This is a genomic window from Corallococcus sp. AB045 (assembly GCF_003668895.1).
GTDB classification, from domain to species: Bacteria; Myxococcota; Myxococcia; order Myxococcales; family Myxococcaceae; genus Corallococcus; species Corallococcus coralloides.
This window is the reverse complement of record NZ_RAWN01000106.1, coordinates 1-24,280: the sequence shown is the minus strand read 5'-3', so window position 1 is coordinate 24,280 and position 24,280 is coordinate 1. Positions and strand designations below refer to the sequence as shown.

At 70.5% G+C, this 24,280-nt stretch carries 18 protein-coding genes; 8 read left to right on the top strand and 10 right to left on the bottom strand.

The features are described 5' to 3' along the window. Positions 1-37 precede the first annotated feature (37 nt). Positions 38-1,273 (top strand): serine/threonine protein kinase, encoded by a 1,236-nt coding sequence (locus D7Y21_RS23865; protein ID WP_121715912.1) that lies wholly within the window; start codon positions 38-40, stop codon positions 1,271-1,273. On the opposite strand, the gene D7Y21_RS23860 is transcribed toward D7Y21_RS23865, so the two are convergent. Both D7Y21_RS23860 and D7Y21_RS23855 read right to left on the bottom strand, forming a co-directional pair. After that, the gene (locus D7Y21_RS23860; RefSeq protein ID WP_120566010.1) at positions 1,274-1,702 is read right to left on the bottom strand and encodes a hypothetical protein; all 429 of its coding nucleotides are present in this window, start codon (positions 1,700-1,702) and stop codon (positions 1,274-1,276) included. Positions 1,703-1,845: 143 nt separating this feature from the next. Then, the gene (locus D7Y21_RS23855) at positions 1,846-4,758 is read right to left on the bottom strand and encodes a serine/threonine-protein kinase (RefSeq protein ID WP_121715910.1); all 2,913 of its coding nucleotides are present in this window, start codon (positions 4,756-4,758) and stop codon (positions 1,846-1,848) included. Positions 4,759-4,905: 147 nt separating this feature from the next. Between D7Y21_RS23855 and D7Y21_RS23850 the strand changes: the two genes are divergently transcribed. Further along, the gene (locus tag D7Y21_RS23850; RefSeq protein ID WP_121715908.1) at positions 4,906-5,868 is read left to right on the top strand and encodes an ornithine cyclodeaminase family protein; all 963 of its coding nucleotides are present in this window, start codon (positions 4,906-4,908) and stop codon (positions 5,866-5,868) included. 548 nt (positions 5,869-6,416) lie between these two features. Here D7Y21_RS23850 and D7Y21_RS23845 read toward each other — a convergent pair. The 5 genes from D7Y21_RS23845 to D7Y21_RS23825 form a co-directional block, all read right to left on the bottom strand. After that, complete coding sequence (locus D7Y21_RS23845; protein ID WP_121715907.1) at positions 6,417-7,571, bottom strand: glycosyltransferase; 1,155 nt, start codon at positions 7,569-7,571, stop codon at positions 6,417-6,419. Further along, on the bottom strand, positions 7,561-8,844 hold the full coding sequence (locus D7Y21_RS23840; RefSeq protein ID WP_120566065.1) for an O-antigen ligase: 1,284 nt from the start codon (positions 8,842-8,844) through the stop codon (positions 7,561-7,563). Before D7Y21_RS23840 ends, D7Y21_RS23845 begins: the two co-directional genes overlap by 11 nt. A 215-nt stretch (positions 8,845-9,059) precedes the next feature. Beyond that, positions 9,060-10,721, bottom strand: coding sequence for a DUF6178 family protein (locus D7Y21_RS23835; protein WP_121715905.1), 1,662 nt, complete (start codon positions 10,719-10,721; stop codon positions 9,060-9,062). 39 nt (positions 10,722-10,760) lie between these two features. Next, positions 10,761-11,381 (bottom strand): ribosome biogenesis GTP-binding protein YihA/YsxC, encoded by a 621-nt coding sequence (gene yihA, locus D7Y21_RS23830; protein WP_120566005.1) that lies wholly within the window; start codon positions 11,379-11,381, stop codon positions 10,761-10,763. 11 nt (positions 11,382-11,392) lie between these two features. After that, positions 11,393-11,902 (bottom strand): multiheme c-type cytochrome, encoded by a 510-nt coding sequence (locus tag D7Y21_RS23825; protein WP_120566004.1) that lies wholly within the window; start codon positions 11,900-11,902, stop codon positions 11,393-11,395. Positions 11,903-12,037: 135 nt separating this feature from the next. Here D7Y21_RS23825 and D7Y21_RS23820 point away from each other — a divergent pair, with 135 nt between their 5' ends. The 6 genes from D7Y21_RS23820 (at position 12,038) to D7Y21_RS23795 (ending at position 21,016) form a co-directional block, all read left to right on the top strand. Beyond that, a complete protein-coding gene (locus tag D7Y21_RS23820; RefSeq protein ID WP_120566003.1) occupies positions 12,038-12,520 on the top strand; it encodes a hypothetical protein in 483 nt (160 codons plus the stop codon). A 3-nt stretch (positions 12,521-12,523) separates the two neighbouring features. After that, the gene (coaE, locus tag D7Y21_RS23815) at positions 12,524-13,120 is read left to right on the top strand and encodes a dephospho-CoA kinase (RefSeq protein WP_121715903.1); all 597 of its coding nucleotides are present in this window, start codon (positions 12,524-12,526) and stop codon (positions 13,118-13,120) included. 23 nt (positions 13,121-13,143) lie between these two features. Next, entirely contained in the window at positions 13,144-14,313 is a 1,170-nt protein-coding gene (locus D7Y21_RS23810; RefSeq protein WP_199724562.1) for an SDR family oxidoreductase, read from the top strand. A 545-nt stretch (positions 14,314-14,858) separates the two neighbouring features. Then, positions 14,859-20,012, top strand: a complete 5,154-nt coding sequence (locus tag D7Y21_RS23805; RefSeq protein WP_121715901.1) for a myxosortase-dependent M36 family metallopeptidase — start codon at positions 14,859-14,861, stop codon at positions 20,010-20,012. A 123-nt stretch (positions 20,013-20,135) separates the two neighbouring features. After that, positions 20,136-20,531 (top strand): MaoC/PaaZ C-terminal domain-containing protein, encoded by a 396-nt coding sequence (locus tag D7Y21_RS23800; RefSeq protein WP_120565999.1) that lies wholly within the window; start codon positions 20,136-20,138, stop codon positions 20,529-20,531. Positions 20,532-20,533: 2 nt separating this feature from the next. After that, positions 20,534-21,016 (top strand): MaoC family dehydratase N-terminal domain-containing protein, encoded by a 483-nt coding sequence (locus D7Y21_RS23795; RefSeq protein WP_121715899.1) that lies wholly within the window; start codon positions 20,534-20,536, stop codon positions 21,014-21,016. Positions 21,017-21,034: 18 nt separating this feature from the next. On the opposite strand, the gene D7Y21_RS23790 is transcribed toward D7Y21_RS23795, so the two are convergent. From D7Y21_RS23790 to D7Y21_RS23780, 3 genes are all read right to left on the bottom strand, one after another. Continuing rightward, positions 21,035-21,811, bottom strand: a complete 777-nt coding sequence (locus D7Y21_RS23790; protein WP_120565997.1) for a tetratricopeptide repeat protein — start codon at positions 21,809-21,811, stop codon at positions 21,035-21,037. Positions 21,812-21,814: 3 nt separating this feature from the next. Next, the gene (dnaK, locus tag D7Y21_RS23785; protein WP_120565996.1) at positions 21,815-23,662 is read right to left on the bottom strand and encodes a molecular chaperone DnaK; all 1,848 of its coding nucleotides are present in this window, start codon (positions 23,660-23,662) and stop codon (positions 21,815-21,817) included. Between the two features lie 18 nt (positions 23,663-23,680). After that, on the bottom strand, positions 23,681-24,280 hold a 600-nt coding region (locus tag D7Y21_RS23780), incomplete at its 5' end, for a tetratricopeptide repeat protein (RefSeq protein WP_147469359.1).

Genomic DNA, 24,280 nt, shown 5'->3' with positions numbered 1-24,280 from the left:
GCGTTCCGGGCGTGAGTGACGGTAGGCTTGCGCCGGAATGAACGACGTCCAGCGATTCGGGCCATACCGTGTCCTGCGGGACATTGGCGAAGGCGGCATGGGGCGCGTCTCGCTCGCGGAACGCGAAGGCTGGGAAGAGCCGGTCGTCCTCAAGCGCATCCACTCCGAGCACGCCGCCGACGTCCGCTTCCGCCGCCGCCTGCTGCGGGAGGCGGAGGTCGCCGCCGGACTGCACCACCTCAACGTGGTGCGGGTGCTGGAGACGGGCGTCATCGACGACCAGGTCTACCTGTCCATGGAGTACGTCGCGGGCTCCAGTCTCGCGCACATCCACGCGGCCAGCCGGCCGGAGCTGTTGCCGCCAGGCCCCATCCTGGATGCCATCGCGCAGGCCTGTGACGGGCTCGCGTACGTGCACCACTTCGTCAACCCGGAGTCGGGCAAGTGGATGGAGCTCATCCACCGCGACGTGTCCCTGGACAACCTGCTGCTGTCCTACACCGGCACGGTGAAGATCGCGGACTTCGGCATCGTGAAGACGTCGGAGGGCACGCAGACGACGTCCGGCGTGGTGATGGGGAAACTGGCGTACATGTCCCCGGAGCAGATCCGCGACGAGGTCCTGGACGCGCGCGCGGACCTGTACTCGCTGGGCGTCTGTCTTTACGAGCTGCTCGCCGGACGCCGGCCGTTTCCCATCCAGCGCGGCCGCTCGGTGATGGAGTCGGTGCTGTATGACGCCCCGCCGCCGCTCACGCCGCTGCGCCCGGAGATTCCCGCGTCGCTGGTGTCGCTGGTGGAAGCCCTGCTCGCCAAGGACCGCAAGGGCAGGCCCACGGAGGCCACCGCCGTGGCGAAGGAGCTCCGCGCGGAGCTGGCCCGGCTGGGCGAGTCCCCGCTCTTTCCATCCCGGCTGATGGAGCCCCCGGCCGGCGTCCCGGCGAAGCCCCGGAGGCTCCGCCCGGCCCTGCCCGAGCCGCCCTCCCCCGCACCCACGGAGGTGATGCAGCCGGAGGTTCTGCCCACGCTGCCGTTGGAGCCCGCGGCTCCCCTGCGCTCGGAGGCGCCGACCCAGGCGCTGAGGCCCCAGCGCCCCGTGTCCCGGCCACCGGAGCCCGCTCCCGTGAAGGAGCAGGCTCCACTGCCGGAGCCCGTGAAGCGGTTCCGGCCCCCCGAGGAGCCGTCACCGTCCTCGCAGGCACCGTGGCTCAAGTGGGTGGCCTTGTCCGCGGCGGGGAGCCTGATCGCCGCGGCGGCCTGGTGGTGGAGCTGATCAGCAGCCGCTGCACCCCCCGGAGACATTCTGGTATTGCCATTCCGTGTGCGTGTAGTTGCCGGCGGAGTCGAAGCACACACGGTACTGGGACTGCTGATTGTACATGCCCAGCTCGTAGTACATGACGGCCACCTGGCCCGACGGGCACACCGGCGGCCGCTGCTGCGGCCCATCGTCGAGGGCCGGAGCCGCTTCCGGCGCCAGGCGCGGCTCACAACGCCAGTAGTTCCCGCAGGCGGAATTGGGCTTACAGCTCGACGCGCCGGTGTTGGTCCATCCGGACCAGGTGCCACACGAAGCCAGCTCGGCCTCTGACGTCGCCAGCGCCGCCGTCTCCTCGCCGGCAGCCTCCTCGGGCGTCATCGCACCACCGCACGCCGTCAATGCCAGACCCGTGCACAGCAGCAACGCGATTCCAGGCTTCATGGATGACTCCTTGTCCGAGGGGACGCCGGCATGGCGCCCGGCCTTCCGACAAGGCCGCATGTTAGGCAATCCGGATTAGACAGACCACTCCAGGCTTTCAATGCAATTCCATCAATAACGGCCAAATCCAATGACCGTGACGCTCAACGACTGGCAATCCATTGCTTGACCTGCGCCAGCTCGCGCCGCGTCATGGAGCCGCCCTGGGTGAAGCCTTCCTCGGCCTGCTTCGCGAGCGTCATCGCCCGAGCGTGCTCCGCCGGCTGGCTCCAGAGCGCCTGCGCGAGCGCGAAGTGTGTCATCGCCGCGTCCACCGGGTTCCAGCCCAGCGGCGCCAGCACCCGCTCGGACGTCTCCAGCAGTTCACGCGCGCTGTCGCCCTGCCCCAGCAGGAAGTACGCGAGCCCCAGCGCCGTGCGGCTGTGGATGGTCCGTGCATGGTCCGCGCCCAGCGAGCGCGACTTGGACTCCAGCGCCGCGCGCAACAGCGGCACCGCTTCCTTCGGACGGCCCTGCGCCACCATCAGCCGCCCCACGTCCTCCTCCAGCGTGTCCACCGCGAACTCCTCCGGAGGCAGCACCTTGCGCTGGAGCGCCAGTCCCTCCTGGAAGTGCGCGAGCGCGTCCGCGTCCCGCTCCAGCCGCTCCTCCGCGCCCGCCAGCGCCTTCAGCGAGTCGATGGCCTCGCGGCTCTCCGCGCCAAAGCCCTGACGCATGCCCTCCAGCGCCTGCCGGTGCAGCGCGAGCGCCCGGTCCGGCGCGCCCAGCGACTCCTGCACCAGCGCGATGTCGTGGAGCAGCAACAATGTCTGGGAATTGAGCGGGCCCAGCGTCTGCTGCCGCAGCGTGTACGCGCGCTGCAACCACTCCAGCGCCTTCGGCAGGTTTCCCGCCTCCTGCTCCGCGAAGCCCAGGTTGGTGAGCGTGCCCGCGAGCAGCGGATGCACCGGCCCCAGCCGCTCCTCGTAGATGGCGAGCGCCTTCTGATACAGCGCGCTGGCCTCCGCCTGCTTGCCCTGGCGCAGCATCACCATGCCCAGGTTGTTGTAGACCTTCGCGGTGTCCACGTGCGTGGGCCCCAGGGTTCGCTCGCGCAGGGCCAGGGCCCGCGCGTAGTGCTCCGCCGCCGCGTCGAGCGCCTCCTCGTTCAGCGCGAGGATGCCCTCGTGGTTGGCCAGCCGTCCCTCCAGGTCCGGCGCGGAGCCCAGCCGTTCAATGAGCGCGTGCGCCTGGGCGCTCCACAGGTGGGCCTCGGGGAACCACTCGGGGTCCCCACTCAATCCGAGCACCAGCTCCGTGGCCACCTGGAGCGCCACTTCGTCATGCCGTCCCGCCGTGGCCGCGGCCATGGCTTCGTGCCAGGTGGCCCGCGCGTCGCGCGACTGGCTCATGCGGTGGTGGGCCCAGCCCAGGACATGGAGCGCCTCCGCCTCCACCGGCCGGTAGCGCGTCGCGTGCGCCGCCTCCACCGCTGCTTGGGCCACGGGCACCGCCTGCGCGTATCGGCCCGTGTCGAGCAGCGCCTGCGCATGCGCCACGTCCTGGCGCACCGCCTCCACGCGGGTGCGCGCCGCCTCGTCCTCCGGCGGCGGTACAGCGGCGGAGAGCGCCTCCACGTTCGCGCAGCCGGACACGCCGCGCAGCGAATCCACTGCCTCCGCGCTGCGCTGCACCAGTGCCACGTCCGCGTGCGCCAGCTCCGCGCTCAGCGCGTCCACCGCGCGCAGGCGCCGGTCCAGGCACGACATGCGCAGCGCGAGGTGCGCCTCCGGCTGCTCCCCCGTCACGCGCGTGGCCTCGCAGGCCTGACGGTGCATGCGGCTCCACTCCGACGCGTACGCATCCAGCGCGCGCTCCACCCGGTCGAACGCACCGTCCGCGTCCTTCGCGCCGCTCTTCTCGAAGGCCTCCGCCACCGCCGCCTTCTGCGCGGGCCCCCACACGCGGGCGAACAGCTTGGGCGCGCCGCTGCACGGCGTGGGACGCACCCACGCCACGCCCACGCCCAGGAGGAGCCCGGCCACGACCGCGATGGAGCGGCCCGCGAGCTTCTTCCGTCCCTCCTCCGGGTCTCGCTCCAGCGCCGCCAGCAGCGCCTCCATGGAAGCGAAGCGCTGCTCCGGCGCCACCGCCAGTCCCTGCGCCAGCACGCGGTGCACCCAGCCCGGGACGGACGGATGCGCGGGCGGCTCCAGCTCCACCCGGGGCACCACCGCGCCCTGGGGCGCCCGCTGCGAGTCCAGCAGCGTGACGGCCATGCGCCGCAGCGTCCCCTCCTCGAAGGGGCGCTGGCCGGTGAGCGCCTCGTAGAGGGACACGCAATAGCTGAACTGATCCGCGCGCGCGTCCGGGCCCCGCCCCGCGTACTGCTCCGGCGCCATGTACGCGGGCGTCCCCACCAGCGCGCCCGTCGCCGTGAGCCTTGTGTCGAGCGGCCCCTCCAACAGCGCCGCGAGTGGCACCGCGGGGCCTGCTCCCGTGTCCACGCCCGCATCGGACGCGATGCCGAAGTCCGTCACCCAGACGCCGCCGTCCCGGCCCAGCAGCACGTTGTCCGGCTTGAAGTCGCGGTGCACCAGCCCCGCCGCGTGCGCCGCCGCGAGCCCCTGCCCCATCGCCCGGCACACCGCCAGCACCTGGCGCTGCGGGTGCGGTCCCTCACGCAGCCACTGCCGCAGCGTGCCGCCCTCCACGCGCGCCATGGCGATGAACACCCGGCCCTCGTGCGTGCCCACGTCGTGCACCGTGAGCACGTTCGGATGGGACAGGCGCGCCATGGCCTGGGCCTCGCGCACCAGCCGCAGCGCGCGGGCGTCCTCCTCCTCGTCCGGCAGCCGCCGCTCGTGCAGGAGCTTGATGGCGACGGTGCGGCGCAGCTCCGGGTCAAAGGCCTCGAAGACCTCGCCCATGCCGCCCTTGCCCAGCCGCGCCAGCAACACGTAGCGGCCCACACGCGTGGCGTGGAGCGGACGCTCCGGCGCGCTGGAGTCACCCGTCGGGTGGCCCGTGTTCGGCGCCTGGGAACCCGTGTCTTCAGTGGGCCAGGAGGTCTTCATCACCCCCAGCCTACCCTGAACCCGCCTTTCCCCATTATCCGCGCCTGCCTACCTGCTCCGGGTAGTGATTGTGACAATGGCCAATGGCAGACATTGCACATCTGGCACGACGCACGCGGTCAGGGGCGGTTGGGTATAGCGGCGCCCATGCCCACCCTCCTCCTCAGCGCCAAGGACTTGCGCGGCCTCTACACCGTCGAGCTCGGCCTGGAAGCCGTCGAGCGTGCCTTCCTGGCCCATGGCCGCGGCGACGCGCTCATGCCTCCCAAGGTGTACCTGTCCCTGCCGAAGTACGACGGCGACTTCCGCGCCATGCCCGCGTTCCTCGACGGCGCGGCCGGCGTGAAGTGGGTCAACGCCCATCCCCAGAACCCGCGCAAGCACGGCCTGCCCACGGTGCGCGCAGTGTACGTGCTCAGCGACCCGGACACCGCGTCCCCGCTGGCCATCCTGGACGGCACGCTGCTCACCGCGTGGCGCACCGGCGCCGCCGGCGGCATCGCGTCCAAGTACCTGGCGAAGAAGAAGCCCCGCACGCTGGGGCTCGTGGGCTGCGGCGTGCAGGCGCGCGTCCTCATCGACGCGCACCGCGCCCTCTTCGGGGACCTGGAGCTGCTGCTCTCGGACGTGTCCGCCCAGGCCGCGGAGGCCCTCCAGAAGGAGAAGGGCGGCCGCGTGGTGAGCCTCCAGGAGGCCTCTGGCGCGGACATCGTCTGCTCCGCCACGCCCGCTCGCGCTCCGGTGGTCCGCCGTGAGTGGGTCCAGGCCGGCGCCCACATCAACGCCATGGGCGCGGACGCCCCGGGCAAGCAGGAGCTGGATCCGCGCCTGCTCGTCGAAGGCCGCGTCTTCATCGACGACGCGGATCAGGCGCTCCACTCCGGCGAGGTCAACGTGCCGCTGCACGACGGGCTCATCCAGGCCGAGCAGCTCGCCGGCACCCTGGGAGAGGTCGTCGCCGGCCGCAAGCCCGGCCGCACCGGCTCCGAGATCACCGTCTTCGACTCCACCGGCCTCGCCGTGCAGGACGTGGCCCTGGCCCGCGCCCTCTACGACGTCGCCCTGGCCAAGGGCGTGGGCCAGCGCTTCGACCTGGTCGAGGACACCTGACGCCCGTATCCCACCCGGTGCGTCCTCCGCTCGGGGAGGACCCCAGAGGACGCCCGGGTGCGGTGTTGTGAGGCAAAAAAGAGAGCGCTCGCCGGCACCTTGGAGTTTTACCGGCGAGCGCCCCGGGCCGCGTGCCGACTGGCAGGGCCTCGTAAAGTCGCGGCGGATGTGGAGCGGCCCTCGGGCCTGCCCACGCCACCTTCATGTTTCCTGCCGTCCGCCCCGCGTCCCGTGTCTCGGGCCCCGCGCTCGGCGTCCGTTTCCTTCAAAAACCCCTGCGTACCGGCGGTGATTCCTCCACCCGCCTGATCCACCACGGCCAGGGTGAGCACGCTTGCCGCTTCCGGCAATGCCCGAGGCGCCATTACCACGCCTTGCCCACCAACATCCACGAAAATCGAGCTATTCCCATCTATAACCTGCGCACACGCAGGGCCCCGCGGAAAAGCCGCCTCTTCATTTCTACGAACGCGCCCGCCCCCAATTGCTGAGGACGGGCGTGGATTATCCGGATCGGTCTGACATTTCCCGGCCCCCGGGGGCGGGTTTCAGCCTGGGGACAGTCCTGCCACCTGGCGGTACAGCGCGTCATGCCGGCGCACCATCTTCTCCAGGGACAGCTCGCGGGCGACGAAGCCCCGGGCGGCCTTGCCCATCTTCCGGGCCTCCTTGGGGTTGGCCAGCAGCCGGCGGAAGGCCTGGGCCAACTGGGCAGGCCGCTCCGGCTCCACCACCAGGCCCCGCTCGCCGTCCGTGATGAGGTCCGGATTGCCGCCCACCCGGGTCACGACCATGGGCAGCCCCGCCGCCATGCCCTCCATCACCGCGTTGGACATGCCCTCCGCCGTGGAGCACAGGACGCCGAAGGTGGCCTGCCCGTAGAGGGCCGGCACGTCCGTGCGGTGCTTGAGGAAGTGCACCCCGTCCGCCACCCCCAGCTCGTGCGCCATCTTCTCCAACGCCGGCCGGCGCGGCCCGTCTCCCACGAACCACGCGTTCAGCTTCGTCCCCTCATGACGCAGCACGGCAAGCGCGAGCAGCACGTCCTCCTGCCGCTTCACGGGGTGGTTCATGTTGGCCACGTGGATGACCGTGGGCGCGCCGCCGGTGTCGGGCAGTGTGTCCTTGAGCCCCTCCGCCGCGCGCGCGTCGAAGCGCTGGAGGTCCAGGCCGTTGTGGATGACGGAGATGCGCGATTCGGGCAGCCCCTCCTCGTGGATGAGCAGCTGGCGGATGGCCTCCGCGTTGGCGATGACGTGGTCCGCCATGCGCGTCATCTGCGCGTGCAGCAGGCGGCGGGCCTTGCCCTGCCAGTGGGACAGGTCCAACCGCCCGACGATGACCTTCGCGCCCGCGAGCTTCGCGGCCGGCACCGCGAGGATGCTGGAGTAGAAGTCGTGCACGTGCACCAACTGCACGCGGTTCGCCTTGAGCCACCGGGACATCCGGTGGATCTGCATCAGCGTGTTGGGCTGCACGAGCGACCCCTTGAGGGAGAACACCTCCGGCGCGTGCCCCAGCTTCCAGACCGAGCTCATCAAGGGCCCGGCGTCCTCCAACACCGACACCTGCAACTGGTAGCTGGAGGGCAGGCCTCGCAGCAGCTCCAGCACCTGCACTTCGGTGCCGCCAATGTGGAACGACCGGGTGAACTGCACCAGGCGGAGGGGCTCCTGCCCCATCCGCGCATCCTCACGCCGCATGCCCAGACCCCTCCCACGTGGCCACCGGCGCAGGGTTCATCGCCGGTTGCCTCCCCACCACCAGGGCTCGCTCCCGTGCCTGCGCGATGCGGTGCGCGCTCGCGGCCAGGCCGAAGAGCACGTAGCAGTGCGCGGACAGGATGTAGCCCGAGAACAAGTCACAGACGAGGTAGCCCGCCACCGCCGCCAGTAAGGCGCGTGCCAGCCATCCCATCTCCGGGTCCGCCGACGCGGCCGCTGCCCCGCCCACGGCTCCGCCCGAGAACACCAGGAAGCACAGGAGGCCAATCCACCCGAGCTCCCCGATGACGTCGAGGAAGATGTTGTGCGCCACGTAGGCGCGGTGCGCCTCCGGCGGCGCGTACTCGAACCAGGCGTAGCGGAAGCCGCCCGCGCCCACGCCGAGCAGCGGCTTGTCCAGGCTCATGCGGCTGGCCACCTGCCACGCGTAGACGCGGCCCATGGCGGACGCGTCCTCGTGGAACGACGTCACCGTCTCATTGCGCTGCCAGAAGCTCTTGGGCGCGAACACCGCCAGGCCCGCGACGAACACGGTGCCCAGCACGATGGCCTGCATGCGGCGCTTCTCACGGATGGCCCACATGGCCATCGCCACCGACAGGCCAATGAAGCCGCCGCGCGAGTGCGACAGCACGATGGCCACCACCGCCAGCACCGCGGACACCGCGCACAGCAGGCGGAACACCCACGGGGTGCTCTTGCGCGCGAGGAACGCCACCGCGAGCGGCACCACCAGCACCATGTTCATGGCCATGTGGTTGGGGTCCGCGTACACGCCGACCCAGCGCGAACGGAAGCCCTCCACCATGTCCTCGCCGACCATGTACCAGTTGATGACGCCAATGGACGTCACGATGGCGCCCACCACCATGGCGCCGCACACCACCGCCAGCCGCTTGGGCGTGGTGATGACGTTGACGAGCGTCAGGTAGATGGCCGTGAGCTTGAGCAGCTCCACGCCCTGGAAGCGCGTCACCTCCGGGTTCACGCTCCACGCCACCGAGCAGAACGCCAGCGTCGAGAACATCAGCAGCGCGATGCCCCGCGCGCCGTCGAAGAAGAGGGGCTCCGCCTTGCCGATGCGGCGCATCACCATCAGGCCCGCCCCCAGCCCTGAGGTCAGCAGCGCGAGCCGCAGCGGCTCCAGCGCGGGGATCCACTCACCCGGCACCGCGTACATCACCGCCGCGAACCCCGCGAGCATGTAGAAAGCCAGTACGTCGCGACGCTGCCCCTCCGCGCCCGGTCCCATGTACGCCACCCCTTCGCTGTCGGTCGCTTGTCCCGTCACACGCGTGCCCCTGGCCCTCTTGGGCTTCCCATCCGTTCGCGGTCTGCCAACGGCAAACAGCTAGCGGGCGAGTGGCAAAGCAGCGCGCGTGCCAGGGGATGACAGCGAAAGAGGCCTGTATCTTCAGGCGGTTGCGGGACCGCCCGGGACCGCCGGGCGGGGCAAGGCTGAAAAAGCTACGGGACCGGGGCGCTCTCCATCGGTAGCACCGCGGAGGCGATCAGGTCCAAGCGCCCCTCGCGCAGCCACGCCGGGCCCAGCTCCGACAAAAGCCGCGCCAGCGTGACGTTCACCACCCGACGCAGCTCTTCACGCGCCGCTTCCGGCACCGCGGGCGAAAGCGCCGCCACCGCGCGCTCCGCCGCGCTCGCGCGCAGGCGAGGCGCATCCGGGGTGCCTTCGAAGAGGCGCTGGCCCAGCTCCACCGTGCGCCCCAGCGGCACGGGCCGCACGTCCACGCCCTCCTCCAGCACGGCCATGGACACGACCGCCGCCCACAGCCGCTCCACGCCCAGCACGTCCAGCGACACGCCGAAGCGCGCCAGCACCGTGTGCGCCGTTTCCTCGGAGCCGCCCAGGAGCGCGCCCAGCGCCGCCACCTGTCCCTCCGCCCGCGCGAGCAGTCCTTCCGAACCGGCCACCTCCCGCAGCGAACGGAACGGAACGGGCTCCGCGCCCGGGACGCGCAGCGCCCTGCGGGGGCGCTTGCGCCGGAGGGCCTCCAGCGCGGCGGCCTCCTCCGGGAGCACCAGCGGCACTTCGTCCAGCTTCATGAAGGGCACCTTGAAGAGGCGGTCCGCGCGGTACTTGAGCTGGAGCGTCAGCGTGAAGCCCACCTGGAAGACGCGGCGCAGGGGCGTGTCCCGCAGCGCCTCCGGGGCCTTCGCGGGGTCAGCGCCCGTCAGGTGCTCCAGGCCCAGCGACAGGTAGTCGCGCACCCATTCGCCCACGCGGCGTACGGCGTCCAGGTCGCCCGGGTCGCCCAGCTCCGCGACGAGCACCGCGTTGGCCACCTCCCGCAGCTCGTCCTCCGCGTTCATCCGCTCCACGTCGGACAGGTCCCGGAAGGCCGCCTCCAGGTAGTCCAGGTGGCCGCCCGTGGCGGTGAGCGCGGGCGTCCCGGGTCCGGTGGGGCGCGGCGGCACGTCCACGCGGCTGAAGAGCGCGAGCGCGTCCTCCAGCGACGGGAAGCCCAGGTCGGACAGGCGCGCGCGGCGGAACTGGAACGCGGTCTCCTCCAGTTCGGAGGGAATCTCCCAGCGCACGGCCTCGAAGAGGCGCACCGCTTCGAAGGGGTTCTCCGCGATGAGATCATTCAGGAGCGCGCGCATGGCGGACATCTCCACGCCCTCCACCTTCACCTCCACCAGGTAGCGCCCCTCCGGGGTCTCCAGCGTCATGCCCTGCGGGTTGACGTCCGGGTTCTCCTCCAGGTCGTGGACGACGGTGAACTCCTTGAGGAGCGTCTCCACCACCTCCAGGTCCACCGCGTGCACCTTGCGCAGGAAGTCCTCCTGCTCGTCGCCGCGCGCGGCGCGCAGCCAGGTGAGCACCGCGTGCGGGTCCAGCTTGTCCTTCGCCCAGCCGCCCAGGTCCACGAAGGTGCGGAACTGCGCGGGCGACGCCAGCTGCACGAGCTCCGTCGCGTCCGCCAGCCCCACCTCCTGGATGGTGACGTAGAGGTCCTCCGCGGGCAGGGAACGCACCAGCGCGGGCGTGTCCTCCGCATCGAAGAGCGCCGCCACCCGCTGGCGCGGGGACAGGCGCATCAACCGCTGACGCTCCTCGCGAGGCGCGAGGGGCGAAACACCACCGTTCGTCTTGCCGTTCTGGGACACGCCGGGGGTGCTACCACAGCGCGCCCGGGCCCGGCAGCCTCAGACGCGGGTGGCCTTGCCGAAGGTGTCCAGCAGCGTGCCCCACACCTCCTCCACGCCCAGCTTCTCCGTGGAGGAGAACGGGACGACCGCCTCGCGGGGCAATTCCAGCTGCTCCGCCAGCTTGTGCAGCCGGGGCTTGCGCTGCGCCTTCGTCAGCCGGTCCACCTTGGTGGCCACGACGAGGATGCGGCGGTTGTGCTCCTGGAGGTAGTCCAGCGTCTGCAGGTCCTCCGGCGTGGGCCCCACCTCCGCGTCGATGATGCTCACCACCACCTCCAACCGGTGCCGGTTCTTGAGGTAGCTGGTGATCATCGCCTGCCACTGGGCCTTGTCCGCCTTGCTCGCCTTGGCGAAGCCGTAGCCGGGCAGGTCCGCCAGGCGCACCGTGTGGCGCACGCCGTCGCGGTCCAGGTCCACGTCGAAGAAGTTGAGCGTGCGGGTGCGCCCCGGCGTGTTGGACACGCGCACCAGCTTCCGCCGGTTCGTCAGGGCGTTGATCATGGACGACTTGCCGACGTTGGAGCGGCCGACGAAGGCCACCTCAGCGGCGTGGTCCGTGGGCAGCCCCTTGAGCTCCACGGCGGTGGTGACGAAGCGGGAATCGAGGATCTTGATCAAGCGGAGGTCACTTACTTCTTCGCCGTGGCCGGAGCCGGCGTGGAGGGGGCGGCGTCCGCCCGGGTCTGCTTGCGGGCGCGTTCGGCGGACCAGTGGTCAATGGCCTTCAGCGCTTCCTTGAAGTCGAACGGGCGCAGGGACGGCGAGGACGCGTCATGGCAGGTGCGGCACTGCTTCTCCGACGGGTCCACCAACCCCACCAGCCGCGCCAACTCCGGGTCCTTCATCACATAGGACGGCGAGTAGTACTGCCCGCCGCCGTGGCACGTCTCACAGGTGACGGCCGCCAGCTGCTGCTCCGCCTGGTCCGGCGCGTGGCAGGACAGGCACCGCGCGTCCTTCTTCTGGCTGTCCGCCAGTGTCTCCGTCGCCCGGGCGTGCTTGGACTTCATCCACGCGTCGTACGCCTCCGGGTGGCAGCCCTTGCAGCTGTCGGGGCCCGTGAAGTCCGCGGCGCCGGCGAGGCCGCCGGAGACGGCGAGCAAGAGGGCTGAAAAGACCCGGAAGGCACGAGAAGACATGTCTTGAGCACGTAGCAGAGGCCCCTGGAGGGGGCAAGGCGTCTCGTTCGTGATTGAATACCGGGTGGACAGGTGCGTGGCTTGAGGTAACGGACCTTGAGGCGTGCCGGCCTGATCCGCTAGGGAGGAGTCGAGATGCGGACCCCCGTGATTGCCGTCCTGTTCGCCGTTGCCGTCGCTGCCGTCTCCCTGCCTGCTTCCGCCAAGCCGTGGCAGGGCATCGAGCCTGGGTCCTCCAAGAAGGAGGACGTGGTGAAGAAGTTCGGGGAGCCGTCCCGGACCATGAGCCAGGAGGGCAAGGAGATCCTGGCCTACTTCGCCAAGGAGGCCATCAAGGGCACCACCCAGGCCCAGTTCAAGGTGGACCCGGACACCCAGCTGGTGGAGCGCATCGACGTGTTCCCCGGGCCCGTCATCGAGAAGGACACCATCGAGAACAGCTACGGCCCCGCGTGCCCGGCCGGCGCCATGCCCGCCACGCCCTGCTACCTGCGCAAGCTGACGGACGACTTCCGCACCTACTTCCTCTACGTGAAGCTGGGCGTGGCCATCTTCTTCAACGAGGACGGCAAGACGGTGCAGTCCTTCGTCTTCACCACGCCCAAGGCCGCGAAGTAGCCCGTGCACGTCTTCGGCCTGACGGGCGGCATCGCCTCCGGCAAGAGCACGGTGAGCCGGATGCTGCGGGAGCTGGGCGCGCGGGTGCTGGACGCGGACGTGCTCGCCCGCGAGGTGGTGGAGCCCGGCACGCCCGGCCTGAAGCGCATCGACGAGCGCTTCCCCGGCGTGGTGGGCCCCGACGGCCGCCTGGACCGGGTGAAGCTGGGCGCGCACATCTTCGCGGACCCCGCGGAGCGGGCCGCCCTCAACGCCATCGTGCACCCGGAGGTGCGCGCCCTCTTCCTCCAGAAGCTCCAGGCCCTGGAGGCGGAAGGCGTCACCCACGCCGTCTACGACGTGCCGCTGCTCATCGAAACGGGCCTGCACCAGGCGATGGAGGGCGTGGCCGTGGTGTGGGTGCCCCGGGAGGTGCAGAAGGCGCGGCTGATGACGCGCGACGGCCTCCTGGAGGACCAGGCGGAGGCGCGGCTCGCGGCGCAGATGGCGCTGGACGACAAGCGCGCGCACGCGACCTGGGTCATCGACAACAGCGGCGCGCCGGAGGCCACCCGTCCACAGGTGGAGGCAGTGTGGCGGGCGATGCTCGCACACGGCTGACGGGCGGTTATGCTGCGCCGCGCATGAGCGAGACGTCGAAGACGCGGCAGGGCCCTGGCACCTACTTCCTCACCGGCTACCCGGGCTTCATCGGCAAGCGGCTGGTGGAGCACATCGCGCGGGAGGACCCGAAGGGGCACATCTACGCGCTCGTGCAGCCCAAGGCCTTCAAGGAGGCACAGGCGCTCGCGGCGAAGGTGAAGGGCGCGCGCGTGGAGCTGCTCACTGGTGACGCGGTGGACATGCACCTGGGCCTGTCCGGCGAGGAGTACCAGCGCCTGTGCGAGCGGGTGACGGACATCTTCCACCTGGCCGCGGTGTCGCAACTGGGTGTGCCCAAGGAGACCGCGTGGCGGGTGAACGTGGACGGCACGCGCAACCTGCTGGAGCTGGCGCGCGACTGCGAGAACCTCTCCCGCTTCAACCACTTCTCCACCTGCTACGTGTCCGGCGACCGCGTGGGCGTCATCGCCGAGGACGAGCTGGACCGGGGCCAGTCCTTCCGCAACCCCTACGAGGAGACGAAGTTCCAGGCGGAGCGGCTGGTGCAGCGCGCCTCCGCCACCCTCCCCGTCACCATCTTCCGTCCGTCCAGCGTGGTGGGCGACTCGCGCACGGGGGAGATCGACCGCTTCGAGGGCCCCTACTACCTGGGCATCCTGCTCGTCACGTCTCCGCTGGTGGTGCCGCTGCCCCTGCCAGGCAACGGCGTGGCGCCACTCAACGTGGTGCCGGTGGACTTCGTGGTGGAGGCGGTGTGGCGGCTGTCGCGCGACGCGCGCGCGAAGGGGCGCACCTTCCACCTGGTGGACCCCAACCCCATGAGCGCGCGGCGCGTGTACGAGCTCATCGCGGAGAAGTCCCACAAGCGGCTGCCGCGCTTCAACCTGTCCGCGCGCGCCGCGGACGTGATGCTGCGGCTGCCCGTGCTGGAGAAGCTGGCCCGGCCCCAGCGCGCCGCCATCAGCTACGTGAACCACCTGGCCATCTACAATTGTCACAACACGCTGGAGCTGCTCGACGGCACCGGCGTGCGGTGCCCGCCGCTGTCCTCGTACCTGGATCAGCTCGTCGCCTACGTGCGGGAAAAGTACAAGCAGCGCAAGGAGGGCGCGGAGGTCGAGGACCCGCTGGACCACGGTCCGCTGCCCTCCGCGGATGAAGGCGCGCCGGCGCCGCGCTCGCGCCGCTGAGCAGGCTTTGGGCCCGCAGGCAAGGTGCGGCGCGGCACCTGTGACACGCTCGCGCCCGCCCGGCTGCTACGGCTTATTCCAGACTGCCAATTGTTACTGGGTTGCTAACGCAAAGTTGCGGGGGCCCCCCTCTTTTCAATGAAACAGTGTCCTGGTTAGCATGCGCTCCCACTGAATCTGGCGCGGTGAATACAGCCGCGGCCGGAAGAGTGGGTTGGAGAGCAGCGCTTGCCGGTGACCGTTGACAGTCGATTCAGTTGGGCCGCCCCGGGTTCGGGTGTGGCGCCCCGGCTGTCCGGCCTGTCGCAGCGCTTCGCATCCGCCCTGCCCGCCTCGCGCGTCCCGCCTTTCCACGCTGAGTTCCCCGCTCACGTCGCCAATGCGACCTGCGGCGTTGGGCTGCGTTTCCTATCGGGCTGTTGTCCATCCACGGCCCACCATCCGTGAGGAGCGGCCCGCCTCCCCCGGCGGACCTCTCCCCGTGCAGTCGTCGTCTCTCGCAGTCCCCTCGTCCGGCAGTACATCACCCCCAAGAAGGAAGGCGCATGCGTCTCAGGGAAAAGCTGTTGACCAGCCTGCTGCTGGTGCCCATCGCGGGTACCAGTGCGTGGGCCAAGGAGCGGTCGAACTACGACGCGTTCCTGGAGCAGCGGGACTCCCGCTCTCTCGCCGTGGATTCGAACACGGCGGCGTCCCGCGGGCTTCGCATCGAGCAGACCGAGCACCGGCTCGGCGTGCCTACGTTCGCCTGGGCGACGCAGGAGGGCACGCAGTCCAAGTCCGTCATCCGCACCGGCATGACGGCGGAGAGCGCGGCGCGCGCGCACCTGCAGTCCGTGGCGGACAGCTACCGGCTGACGCGTGACGACGTCTCGGGCGCCAACCTCCGTTCGATGCACAACACCGGCAAGGGCGCCATCATCGCGACCTTCAACCAGTCGGTGGGTGGCATCCCCGTCTTCCGCAACGAGATCAAGGTCGTCATGGGCCAGGACCTGCGCCTGGTGGCCGTGAGCGGCTACCTGGCCCCGTCCGAGCTGGCGTTCACCGCGCGCAACAAGGCGCGCGCCGGCTTCAACCTGAGCGCCGCGGACGCGGTGTCCGGCGCGTTCAAGGACCTGACGGGCTCCGGCACGCAGGCCACCTCGTTCGTCAACGCGGGCACGAAGGGTGACTACACCTTCTTCGAGCTGACCCCCGCCACGAAGTCCGCGCTGCCGCAGGACCTGGCCGTCCCGGCCCGCGCCCGGCAGGTGTACTTCATGCTGGCCGGCAACCTGGAGCCGGCCTGGTACGTGGAAGTGAACGCCGGCCCCAAGGCCGCGCGCTCCAGCCAGTACTTCGGCTACGTGGTCTCCGCGGCCACCGGCAAGGTCCTCTTCCGCAACGACCTGTCCGCGGACGCGGGCACGGCCTTCACGTACAAGGTCTGGGCGGACCAGGCGTCCCCGTTCATCCCGGAGGACGGTCCCCAGGGCAACGACGCGACCCCGCACCCCACGGGCACCCAGGACGGCTACCAGGCCCCGCTGAACCGCCCGGCGAACAACATCACCCTGGCCAACAGCCCCTACAGCAAGAACGACCCCTGGCTGCCGGCCAACGCCACGCAGACCACGGGTAACAACGTGGACGCGTACGCGGACCTGACCGCGCCGGACGGCTTCCAGCCGGGCAGCGCCGACCTCCGCGCGGAGACGACGAGCGAGAACACCTTCTCGTACGTCTACGACACGACCAAGGCCCCGGGCATCAGCACCGAGCAGACCAAGGCCGCGGTGGTGAACCTGTTCTACGTGAACAACTTCCTGCACGACTGGTTCTACGACGCCGGCTTCGACGAGGCCGCGGGCAACGCCCAGTCGTTCAACTTCGGCCGTGGTGGCGCGGAGGGCGACCCCCTCCAGGCCCAGGCGCAGGACTACGGCGGCCGCGACAACGCGAACATGAGCACGCCGGCGGACGGTGCGTCGCCGCGCATGCAGATGTATGTGTTCAACGGCACGCCCGAGCTGTCCGTGACGTCTCCCGCGGCCCTGGCCGGCATCTACGAGGCCTCCTCCGCGAGCTACGGCACGGAGGCCTTCGACATGACGGGGGACATCAAGGCGGCCCCTGAGACCAACCCCCTGGGCTGCTCGCCGTTCGAGGCCGGCTACTTCACCGACAAGATCGCCCTCATCAACCGCGGCGATTGCAACTTCGTCATCAAGTCGCTCAACGCGCAGACCGCGGGCGCGATCGCCACCGTCATCGTCAATAACGCGGACGGCAGCCCCATCACCATGGGCGGCAACGGCACGGATGACGCCAAGGTCAAGACGCCGTCCCTGATGATCACCAAGGCCGCGGGCGCGGCGTGGAGGACGGCGCTCGACCCCGGCCCGCTGTCCGTGAAGTTCCTGCGCGAGCCGAACCAGGACCGCGACGGCACGCTCGACAACGGCATCGTCGCGCACGAGTGGGGCCACTACATCAGCAACCGCCTCGTCGGTAACGCCGCGGGCCTGAGCAACAACCAGGGCCGCTCCATGGGCGAGGGCTGGGGCGACTTCCACGCCATGCTGATGCAGGTGCGTGAGTCCGACCGGAACAAGCCGGGCAACAGCAACTGGCAGGGCGTCTACAGCACCGCCGGCTACGTCTCGAGCGGTGGCAAGAACCAGGGCTACTACTTCGGCATCCGTCGCCTGCCCTACTCGACGGACATGAGCAAGAACGGCTACACGTTCAAGCACATCGCCAACTTCACCCCCCTGCCCACGGACGCGGGCACGCGCTCGGACATCAACAGCGAGGTCCACAACAGCGGTGAGGTGTGGGCCACGATGCTGTGGGAGTGCTACGCGAGCCTGCTGAACGCGCACCCGTTCCAGGAAGCGCAGAACCGGATGAAGCAGTACCTCGTCGCTTCCTACAAGGCGACGCCGAACGCGCCGACCTTCACGGAAGCGCGTGACGCGGTGCTGGCCGTCGCGCTCGCGAGCGACCCGGCGGACTACCAGCGCTTCGTGGCGGCCTTCGCCAAGCGCGGCCTGGGCTTCGGCGCCAAGTCGCCGGACCGCGACGCGTTCGACCACCTCAGCGTGACGGAGAGCTTCTCCTCGGGTGGCAACCTGGAGGTCACCAGCATCTCGCTGACCGACAACGCGGGCGGCTGCGACCAGGACGGCATCCTGGACATCGGCGAGCAGGGTGAGCTGAAGATCACCGTGCGCAACGTGGGCGGCAACGGGCTGAGCGCCTTCTCCGGCACCGTCAGCAGCACCAGCACCACGGCGACGCTGGAGTTCCCGAACGGCGCCGCGATCAACGTCCCCGCCCTGTCTCGCGGGGCTTCCGCCACCGTCACGGTGCCCGTCAGCGTCACCGCGGTGTCCGGTACGCCCACGCGCGCCGGCATCAAGGTCGCCTTCGACTCCACGGAGATCCCGGCGGCGGCGAGGACGGTGACGTTCGATCCGCGAGTCAACTACGACAACGTCGCCACGACCAGCAACACGGAGACGTTCGAGTCCGGCCTGACCGGGTGGACGGTGTCGCAGAACCTGTCGTCCTCTGGCGACTGGACGCTGTCCGGCTCGCCGGCCAACCGCTACGCGCACGGCGCGGATCCGGGCACGATCGCGGAGACCACCATCACCAGCCCCTGGCTGTCGGTGGATGACGCGGCCGACTTCGTGATGAGCTACAACTACCGTCACTCCTTCGAGTTCGACTCCAGCGCCTCCTACGACGGCGCGGTGCTCGAGTTCACGGTCGACGGCATCGACTGGATCGACCCCTGGGATCTGTACCCGGTGGTGGACGCGGATCCGGGCTACGTGGACTACATCGCCGCGGGCGGCGGCAACCCGCTCGAGGATCGCCCCGCGATGGCGCAGGTGAGCCCGGGCTTCCCGGCGTTCACGGCCGCGAGCATCAACTTCGGGACCTTCTTCCCCGACCTGGGCCTCAAGAACGTCCGCTTCCGCTTCCGCATCGGCGGTGACGTGGCGGTCGGCGGGTACGGCCTGGACCTGGACAACGTGAACTTCGAGGGCGCCACGGCGGTGTTCTCGGGCCAGGCGGAGCAGCCGGCCTCCACGGGCGTGTGCAACGTGCCTCCGGTCGCCAACGCGGGTCCGTCGCGCGTGGGCACGGCGGCGGTCGCGGAGGGCGTGCTCGTCGGCGGCGTCCTCAACCGCGCCACCATCACCCTGAACGGCACGGGCAGCTTCGACCCGGATGCCGCCGCGGGTGACGCGCTCACCTACAGCTGGACGCAGACCGGTGGCGCCACGCCCGTCACCCTGAACGGCGCGGACACCGCGACGCCGAGCTTCGTGGCTGACGTGGACTACACGGACACCCTCACCTTCCAGCTCGTCGTCACCGACGCGTCTGGCAAGGCGAGCGCCCCGAAGACGGTGAACATCCAGATCCTCAACGTGAACCAGCCCCCGGTGGCCGCGGCCACCGCGCCGGCGACGGTGAACGAGCGTGACACCACGCCTGTGACGCTGGACGCCTCGGGCTCCACGGACGCGGACGTGATTCACGCGAACACGCTGACGTACTCCTGGGCCCGGACGGGTGGCACCACCCCTGCGGTGACGCTGACCAACGCCACCCGGGCGAAGGCCACGTTCCTGGCTCCGGAAGTGACGGCGGACACGCAGCTGAACTTCACGGTCACCGTGACGGACAGCAGCGGCGCGAGGTCCACCAAGGCCGTCGCCGTGACGGTGAAGAACGTGGACCGCGCTCCGGTGGCCAACGCCGGCGCGGACTTCGACGCGGATGCGCGCTCCACGGTGACGCTGACCGGCTCCGGCACGGATGCGGACGGCACGGCGGTCACCTACCTGTGGGAGCAGACGGGCGGCACCGATGTGACGCTGACGGATGCGGACCAGGCGACGGCGACCTTCACGGCGCCGGACGTCAACACCGCCACGGAGCTCACGTTCAAGCTCACGGTGACCTCGGGCGGCCAGTCTGGAACGGACCTGGTCAACGTGACGGTGCGCAAGGCCAACCGCCACCCGGTGGGCCAGGCTCCGGCCACCATCGACGTGGACGAGGGCAGCAACGTGGAGCTGGACGCTTCCGGCATCACGGATCCGGACGGTGACACGCTCACCTACGTCTGGGCCCAGCTCGGTGGCCAGCCGGTGACGCTCGACAACAAGGACACGGCGAAGGTGAAGTTCACCGCGCCGCAGGTCCAGGTCGACACGGCCCTGGCCTTCAGCCTCACCGTGACGGACTCCGACGGCGCCACCTCCGGCCCGTTCGTCTACACGGTCAACGTGAAGCAGGTGAACCAGGCGCCGGTCGCCAAGGCCCGGGTCATCTCGGGCGTGCGTGGCGGTGAGCTGGTGAAGATCGACGCCGCGACGTCGACGGATCCGGACAACGAGACGCTGACCTACGCCTGGGCCCAGACGGGTGGCCCGTCCGTGACGCTGACCGGCGCCAACGCCGCCGAGGCCAGCTTCACCCCGCCGGCGAAGAAGACGCTGGAGAACTACGCCTTCACCGTGACGGTGACGGACGCGGCCGGTGCCACCAGCACCGCCGAGATCAAGGTCTCCGTGCCGAAGGCCGACGACGACGGCGGCGGCTGCTCCTCCACGGGCGGCTCCGCTGGCGGCATGGCGCCGCTGATGGCGCTGTTCGCGGCGATGGCGTTCGCTCGCCGTCGCAAGGCGTAAGCCGGCGCTTCATCCTGAAGCCCTGAAGTGATTGGGGGCGGTCCTCACGCGAGTGGGGGCCGCCCCTTCTTCATTTCCGCCAGGCGTCCGCGGACACAGGGATGCGGTAGGCTTCCGCGCCTCATGGCACGCACGTTCCAGGTGGGAGACACCTTCACGCACGTCCGCCAGTGCGACCGGCTGCGGCCGGTGTATTACGCGGGCGCTTCCGGGGACTACAACCCCATCCACATCGACCCGGAGGTGGGCAGGCAGGCCGGCTTCAACGGCGTCATCCTCCAAGGGCTCTGCACGCTGGGCTGGGCGGTGGAGGCGGTGGCCGTCTTCGTGGGAGACCCGGGCCTGGTGCGCCGGGTGAGGGTGCGCTTCTCCCGGCCGGTGCTGCCGGAGGACACCGTCACCTTCCAGGGCCGCGTCACCGCCATCACGGACGGCCGGCTCACCACGGAAGTCACCGCCACCAACCAGCGCGGCGAGCCCGTCCTCCGGGGCGCCGTCGTCGAAACCTCGCTCGGATAGCCATGGCCCTGGACCCCAAGTTCGTAGGCCGTGCTTACGGCCCCTTCACCTATGAGATTGGCCGGGAGAAGCTGCGCGAGTTCTCCCTCATCCTCGGCGGTTCCGTGCCCTCCGCGGGCACCTTCGGCGAGCCCCCGGCGCACGTGAGCCCCCTGCTCTACTCGCAGGAGGCGGCCCAGGCGGGCCCCTACGGCGACGTCATCGCCTTCCCCAGCTTCGCGGTGGTGTTCGCCATCCGCCCCTTCAGCGCCGCCATCGCGGATCCGGAGCTGGGCGTGGACCGCGTGCGGCTGGTGCACGGCGAGCAGGAGCTGGAGTTCCTGGGCGTGATGCGCCCCGGGGACGTGCTCACCACCACGGGCGAAATCACGGAGCTGTACCGCAAGGCCGGGATGGACTTCCTCGTCGTCACCACGGAGACGCGCAACTCGAAGGGCGAGCCCGTGGTGCGCGGCGTGTGGACGGCCGTCATCCGCCCCGGGTGACGCAGAAGCCGCGCGCGCCTACTCGCCGGGGGCGATGATGCCCTCGTCGAGCAGCTGCGCGAGGATGCGCGCGGTGTCCAGGCGCGACATGCCGGACAGCGCGAAGAGGTCGTCGAAGCTCACCGCGCCGTCAATCTGCGCCAGCACGAAGCCCGCGCGGTGGTCCAGGTTGAGCCAGATGATGTCATCCGGTTGCAACCGCACGCGCGGCACGCGGTGCAGGTCCCCCAGCCGCGCCTCCAGCATGAACACCAGGATGCGCTCGCTGCGGTCGCGCAGCGCCTCCACGCGCGGGTTCTCCGGCGCCAGGAACTGGGCCCGGCGCAGGAGCTCCACCGCGCCGGAGTGGTCATCCAGCGCCAGCAGGTCCTCCGCGCCGCGCAGCAGGCTCTCCACCTCCGAGCCCTCCGGCAGCCCGCCCGCGGGCGTGAAGGTGTCCGGCAGCCCGAACTCCTGCGTGCGGTGCGCCTCCGCGATGAGGTCCAACGCGTCGCCGCGCACGCCCGTGCCCTCGGGCAGGCTCACGGATTCACGCAAGGGAACCTCCACCGGACCGGGCTCCGACGGGCCGGCCCAGGCGCCCCAGTCCGTCTCCAGCTCGGGGCCCGCCAGGTTCCAACCGGTGTCCCCGCCGTGCTCCGCCGGGCCGTCCCGACCCAGCAGCCGGCGCGCGCGCGTGTTGGCCGGATCCAGCTCCAGGGCTCGGGTGAACAGCTTCTCCGCGCCGGCCATGTCGCCACTCAGCCGCAGCAGCAACCCGGCTTCGACCAGCGCCTTGGCCCGGATCGCGTTCATGGGCTACCTCCCCGGCGTTCCGCGCGGGCCCGCCGAGCGCAGCAGCGGCAGGCTCTGGGCCAGGGCCTCGCAGGCCCGGGTGAGCGCGCCCACGTCGTCCGCGCCGCGCGCCTGACGCGCGGAATCCAGGGCGGCCTCCGCGCGGGCGACGACGTCCGGCGACAGGCCTCCGGCCCCGGGCATGAGCCGCACGCGGGAGAGCGCGTCCACCAGGTCGCGGGCCAGGATGTCCAGCTCCACGCGCTTGGCCTTCAGCTCCTCCGTGTTGCGCGCCGCCACCAGCCAGTCGCGCTGCTCGTCCATGATGCGGCGCAGCTCGTCCTCCGTCAGGCCGCTGGACGCGGTGACGGTGATGGACTGGCGCAGGCCCGTGTCGCGGTCTCGCGCGGACACGGACACGATGCCCTCCGCGTTGATGTCGAACGTCACTTCAATCTCCACCTGCCCGCGCGGCGCCTCGCGCAGGCCGGTGAGGAGGAACTCGCCCAAGAGCTCGTTGTGGTGCGCGAGCTCGTGCTCGCCCTGGAGCACCATGATCTTCACCGTGCGCTGGAAGTCCTTGGAGGTGGCGAACACCTCCGTGGCGGACGTGGGCACGGTGGTGTTGCGCGGAATCAGCCGCCGCACGTAGCCGCCCGCGATGGCCACGCCCATGCTCTGCGGCGTGACGTCCAGGAGCAGCAACTCGCTCTGCTGCCCCACCAGCGCGTACGCCTGGATGGCGGCGCCCAGGGCCACGACCTCCTCCGCGTGCACGCCCTTGCACGGCTCGCGGCGGAAGTACTGGCGCACCTGCTCCACGATGCGGGGCATGCGCGACATGCCGCCCACCAGGATGACCTCCTTCAGGTCCGAGGGGCGCACCTTCGCCTCGCCCAGCACTTCCGAGGTGATGCCCACCAGGCGCTCGCCCAGGTCCGCCGTGAGCTCCTCCAGCTTCTCGCGGGTGAGCGTGGACTGCAGGTGCAGCGCGGCGCCTCCGCCCGGCGGCGTGCAGATGAAGGGCAGGTGCACCTGCGCCTCCTTCACCGACGACAGCTCCACCTTCGCCTTCTCCGCGGCGTCCTTCAGCCGCTGCAGCGCCATGCGGTCCTTGCGCAGGTCGATGCCGTGCTCCTTGGCGAAGCCGAACACCATCCACTCGATGATGCGGTGGTCCCAATCCTCACCGCCGAGGAAGGTGTCACCGCCGGTGGCCACCACGTCGAAGATGCCGTTGTTGATCTCCAGCACCGACACGTCGAAGGTGCCGCCGCCCACGTCCAGCACGGCGATCTTCCCGTTCACCGTGCGGCCGAAACCGTAGGCCAGCGCCGCCGCGGTGGGCTCGTTGATGATGCGCAGGACGTCCAGCCCCGCGATGCGGCCCGCGTCCTTGGTGGCCTGGCGCTGCCCGTCGTTGAAGTAGGCCGGCACGGTGATGACGGCCTGGGTGACGGGCCTGCCGAAGTGCGCCTCCGCGTCCGCCTTCAGCTCCGCGAGGATCATGGCGCTGACCTCCGGCACGGCGAGGTCGCGGCCCGCCAGCCGGATGCGCACGTCGTCGTGCTGGCCGCACACCACCTGGTACGTGAGCGCGCGCAGCGCGTCCTGCACCGGGTGCGAGGAGAACTTGCGGCCGATGAGGCGCTTGGCCGCGGACACCGTCTCCTGCGGGTTGGTGATGGCCTGCCGCTTGGCGATGGCGCCCACCAGCCGCTTGCCGTTCTTCGACACCGCCACCACGGACGGCGTGAGCGGCTGGCCGGTGCGGTTCTTGATGATGATGGGCTGACCGTCCTGCACCGTGGCGACGAGGCTGTTCGTCGTCCCCAGGTCGATGCCAATCAGAGGTTCGGGCTCAGCAGCCATGGGGACGCATGCACCTCATCACGTGAACGTCCAGCGCAGCTTCTTGAGGGCGGCGCGAGCATCGGCGTTGTCGGGGGACAGGCGCGTGACCGCCTCGAAGTGGAGCTTGGCCTGCTTCTTCTGCCCCGCGGCCAGGAGCACCTGGGCCAGCAGGAGCTGGTAGTCCGCGCGCCCCGGCTTCAGCTCCACCGCGCGCTGCGCGAGCTTCAGCACCTCCTGCGAGTCCTGCGCCAGCTCCCGCCCCACGCGCGCCGCCTGGAAGGCCGCCTCCGGGTGGTCCGCGTTGAGCGACACGGCCAGCCTGTAGGCCGCCTGCGCCCCGGCGAAGTCCCCGCGCATCTCCAGCTCCTGGCCGCGCTCCACCTCCGCCTGCGCGCGTGTCAGGTCGTGCTTGCGGCGCGCCTCCACCAGCAGCTGCGCGACCTCGCGGTTCTTCGCGTCCAGGCCCAGCACGTGGTTGAACTCCTGGTAGGCCCGCTCGAAGTCCCCGCGCGCCGTGGCCGCCTTGCCCCGGGCGATGAGCTCCGTGAGCTTGTGGCTGCGCGCCATGTACGGGTGGCGAGCGAGGCGGGCCTGGCGCTCGGCGCGGCGGGCCTCGGACTCCACGTCCTCCGGGGG

What these genes read in the sequence shown, in the direction of transcription:
- D7Y21_RS23865 (WP_121715912.1), top strand. Translation starts at nt 38, where the DNA reads ATGAACGACGTCCAGCGATTCGGGCCATACCGTGTCCTGCGGGACATT.
- D7Y21_RS23860 (WP_120566010.1), bottom strand. Translation starts at nt 1,702, where the DNA reads ATGAAGCCTGGAATCGCGTTGCTGCTGTGCACGGGTCTGGCATTGACG.
- D7Y21_RS23855 (WP_121715910.1), bottom strand. Translation starts at nt 4,758, where the DNA reads ATGAAGACCTCCTGGCCCACTGAAGACACGGGTTCCCAGGCGCCGAAC.
- D7Y21_RS23850 (WP_121715908.1), top strand. Translation starts at nt 4,906, where the DNA reads ATGCCCACCCTCCTCCTCAGCGCCAAGGACTTGCGCGGCCTCTACACC.
- D7Y21_RS23845 (WP_121715907.1), bottom strand. Translation starts at nt 7,571, where the DNA reads ATGCGGCGTGAGGATGCGCGGATGGGGCAGGAGCCCCTCCGCCTGGTG.
- D7Y21_RS23840 (WP_120566065.1), bottom strand. Translation starts at nt 8,844, where the DNA reads ATGGGACCGGGCGCGGAGGGGCAGCGTCGCGACGTACTGGCTTTCTAC.
- D7Y21_RS23825 (WP_120566004.1), bottom strand. Translation starts at nt 11,902, where the DNA reads ATGTCTTCTCGTGCCTTCCGGGTCTTTTCAGCCCTCTTGCTCGCCGTC.
- D7Y21_RS23820 (WP_120566003.1), top strand. Translation starts at nt 12,038, where the DNA reads ATGCGGACCCCCGTGATTGCCGTCCTGTTCGCCGTTGCCGTCGCTGCC.
- D7Y21_RS23810 (WP_199724562.1), top strand. Translation starts at nt 13,144, where the DNA reads ATGAGCGAGACGTCGAAGACGCGGCAGGGCCCTGGCACCTACTTCCTC.
- D7Y21_RS23805 (WP_121715901.1), top strand. Translation starts at nt 14,859, where the DNA reads ATGCGTCTCAGGGAAAAGCTGTTGACCAGCCTGCTGCTGGTGCCCATC.
- D7Y21_RS23800 (WP_120565999.1), top strand. Translation starts at nt 20,136, where the DNA reads ATGGCACGCACGTTCCAGGTGGGAGACACCTTCACGCACGTCCGCCAG.
- D7Y21_RS23795 (WP_121715899.1), top strand. Translation starts at nt 20,534, where the DNA reads ATGGCCCTGGACCCCAAGTTCGTAGGCCGTGCTTACGGCCCCTTCACC.
- D7Y21_RS23790 (WP_120565997.1), bottom strand. Translation starts at nt 21,811, where the DNA reads ATGAACGCGATCCGGGCCAAGGCGCTGGTCGAAGCCGGGTTGCTGCTG.
- dnaK (WP_120565996.1), bottom strand. Translation starts at nt 23,662, where the DNA reads ATGGCTGCTGAGCCCGAACCTCTGATTGGCATCGACCTGGGGACGACG.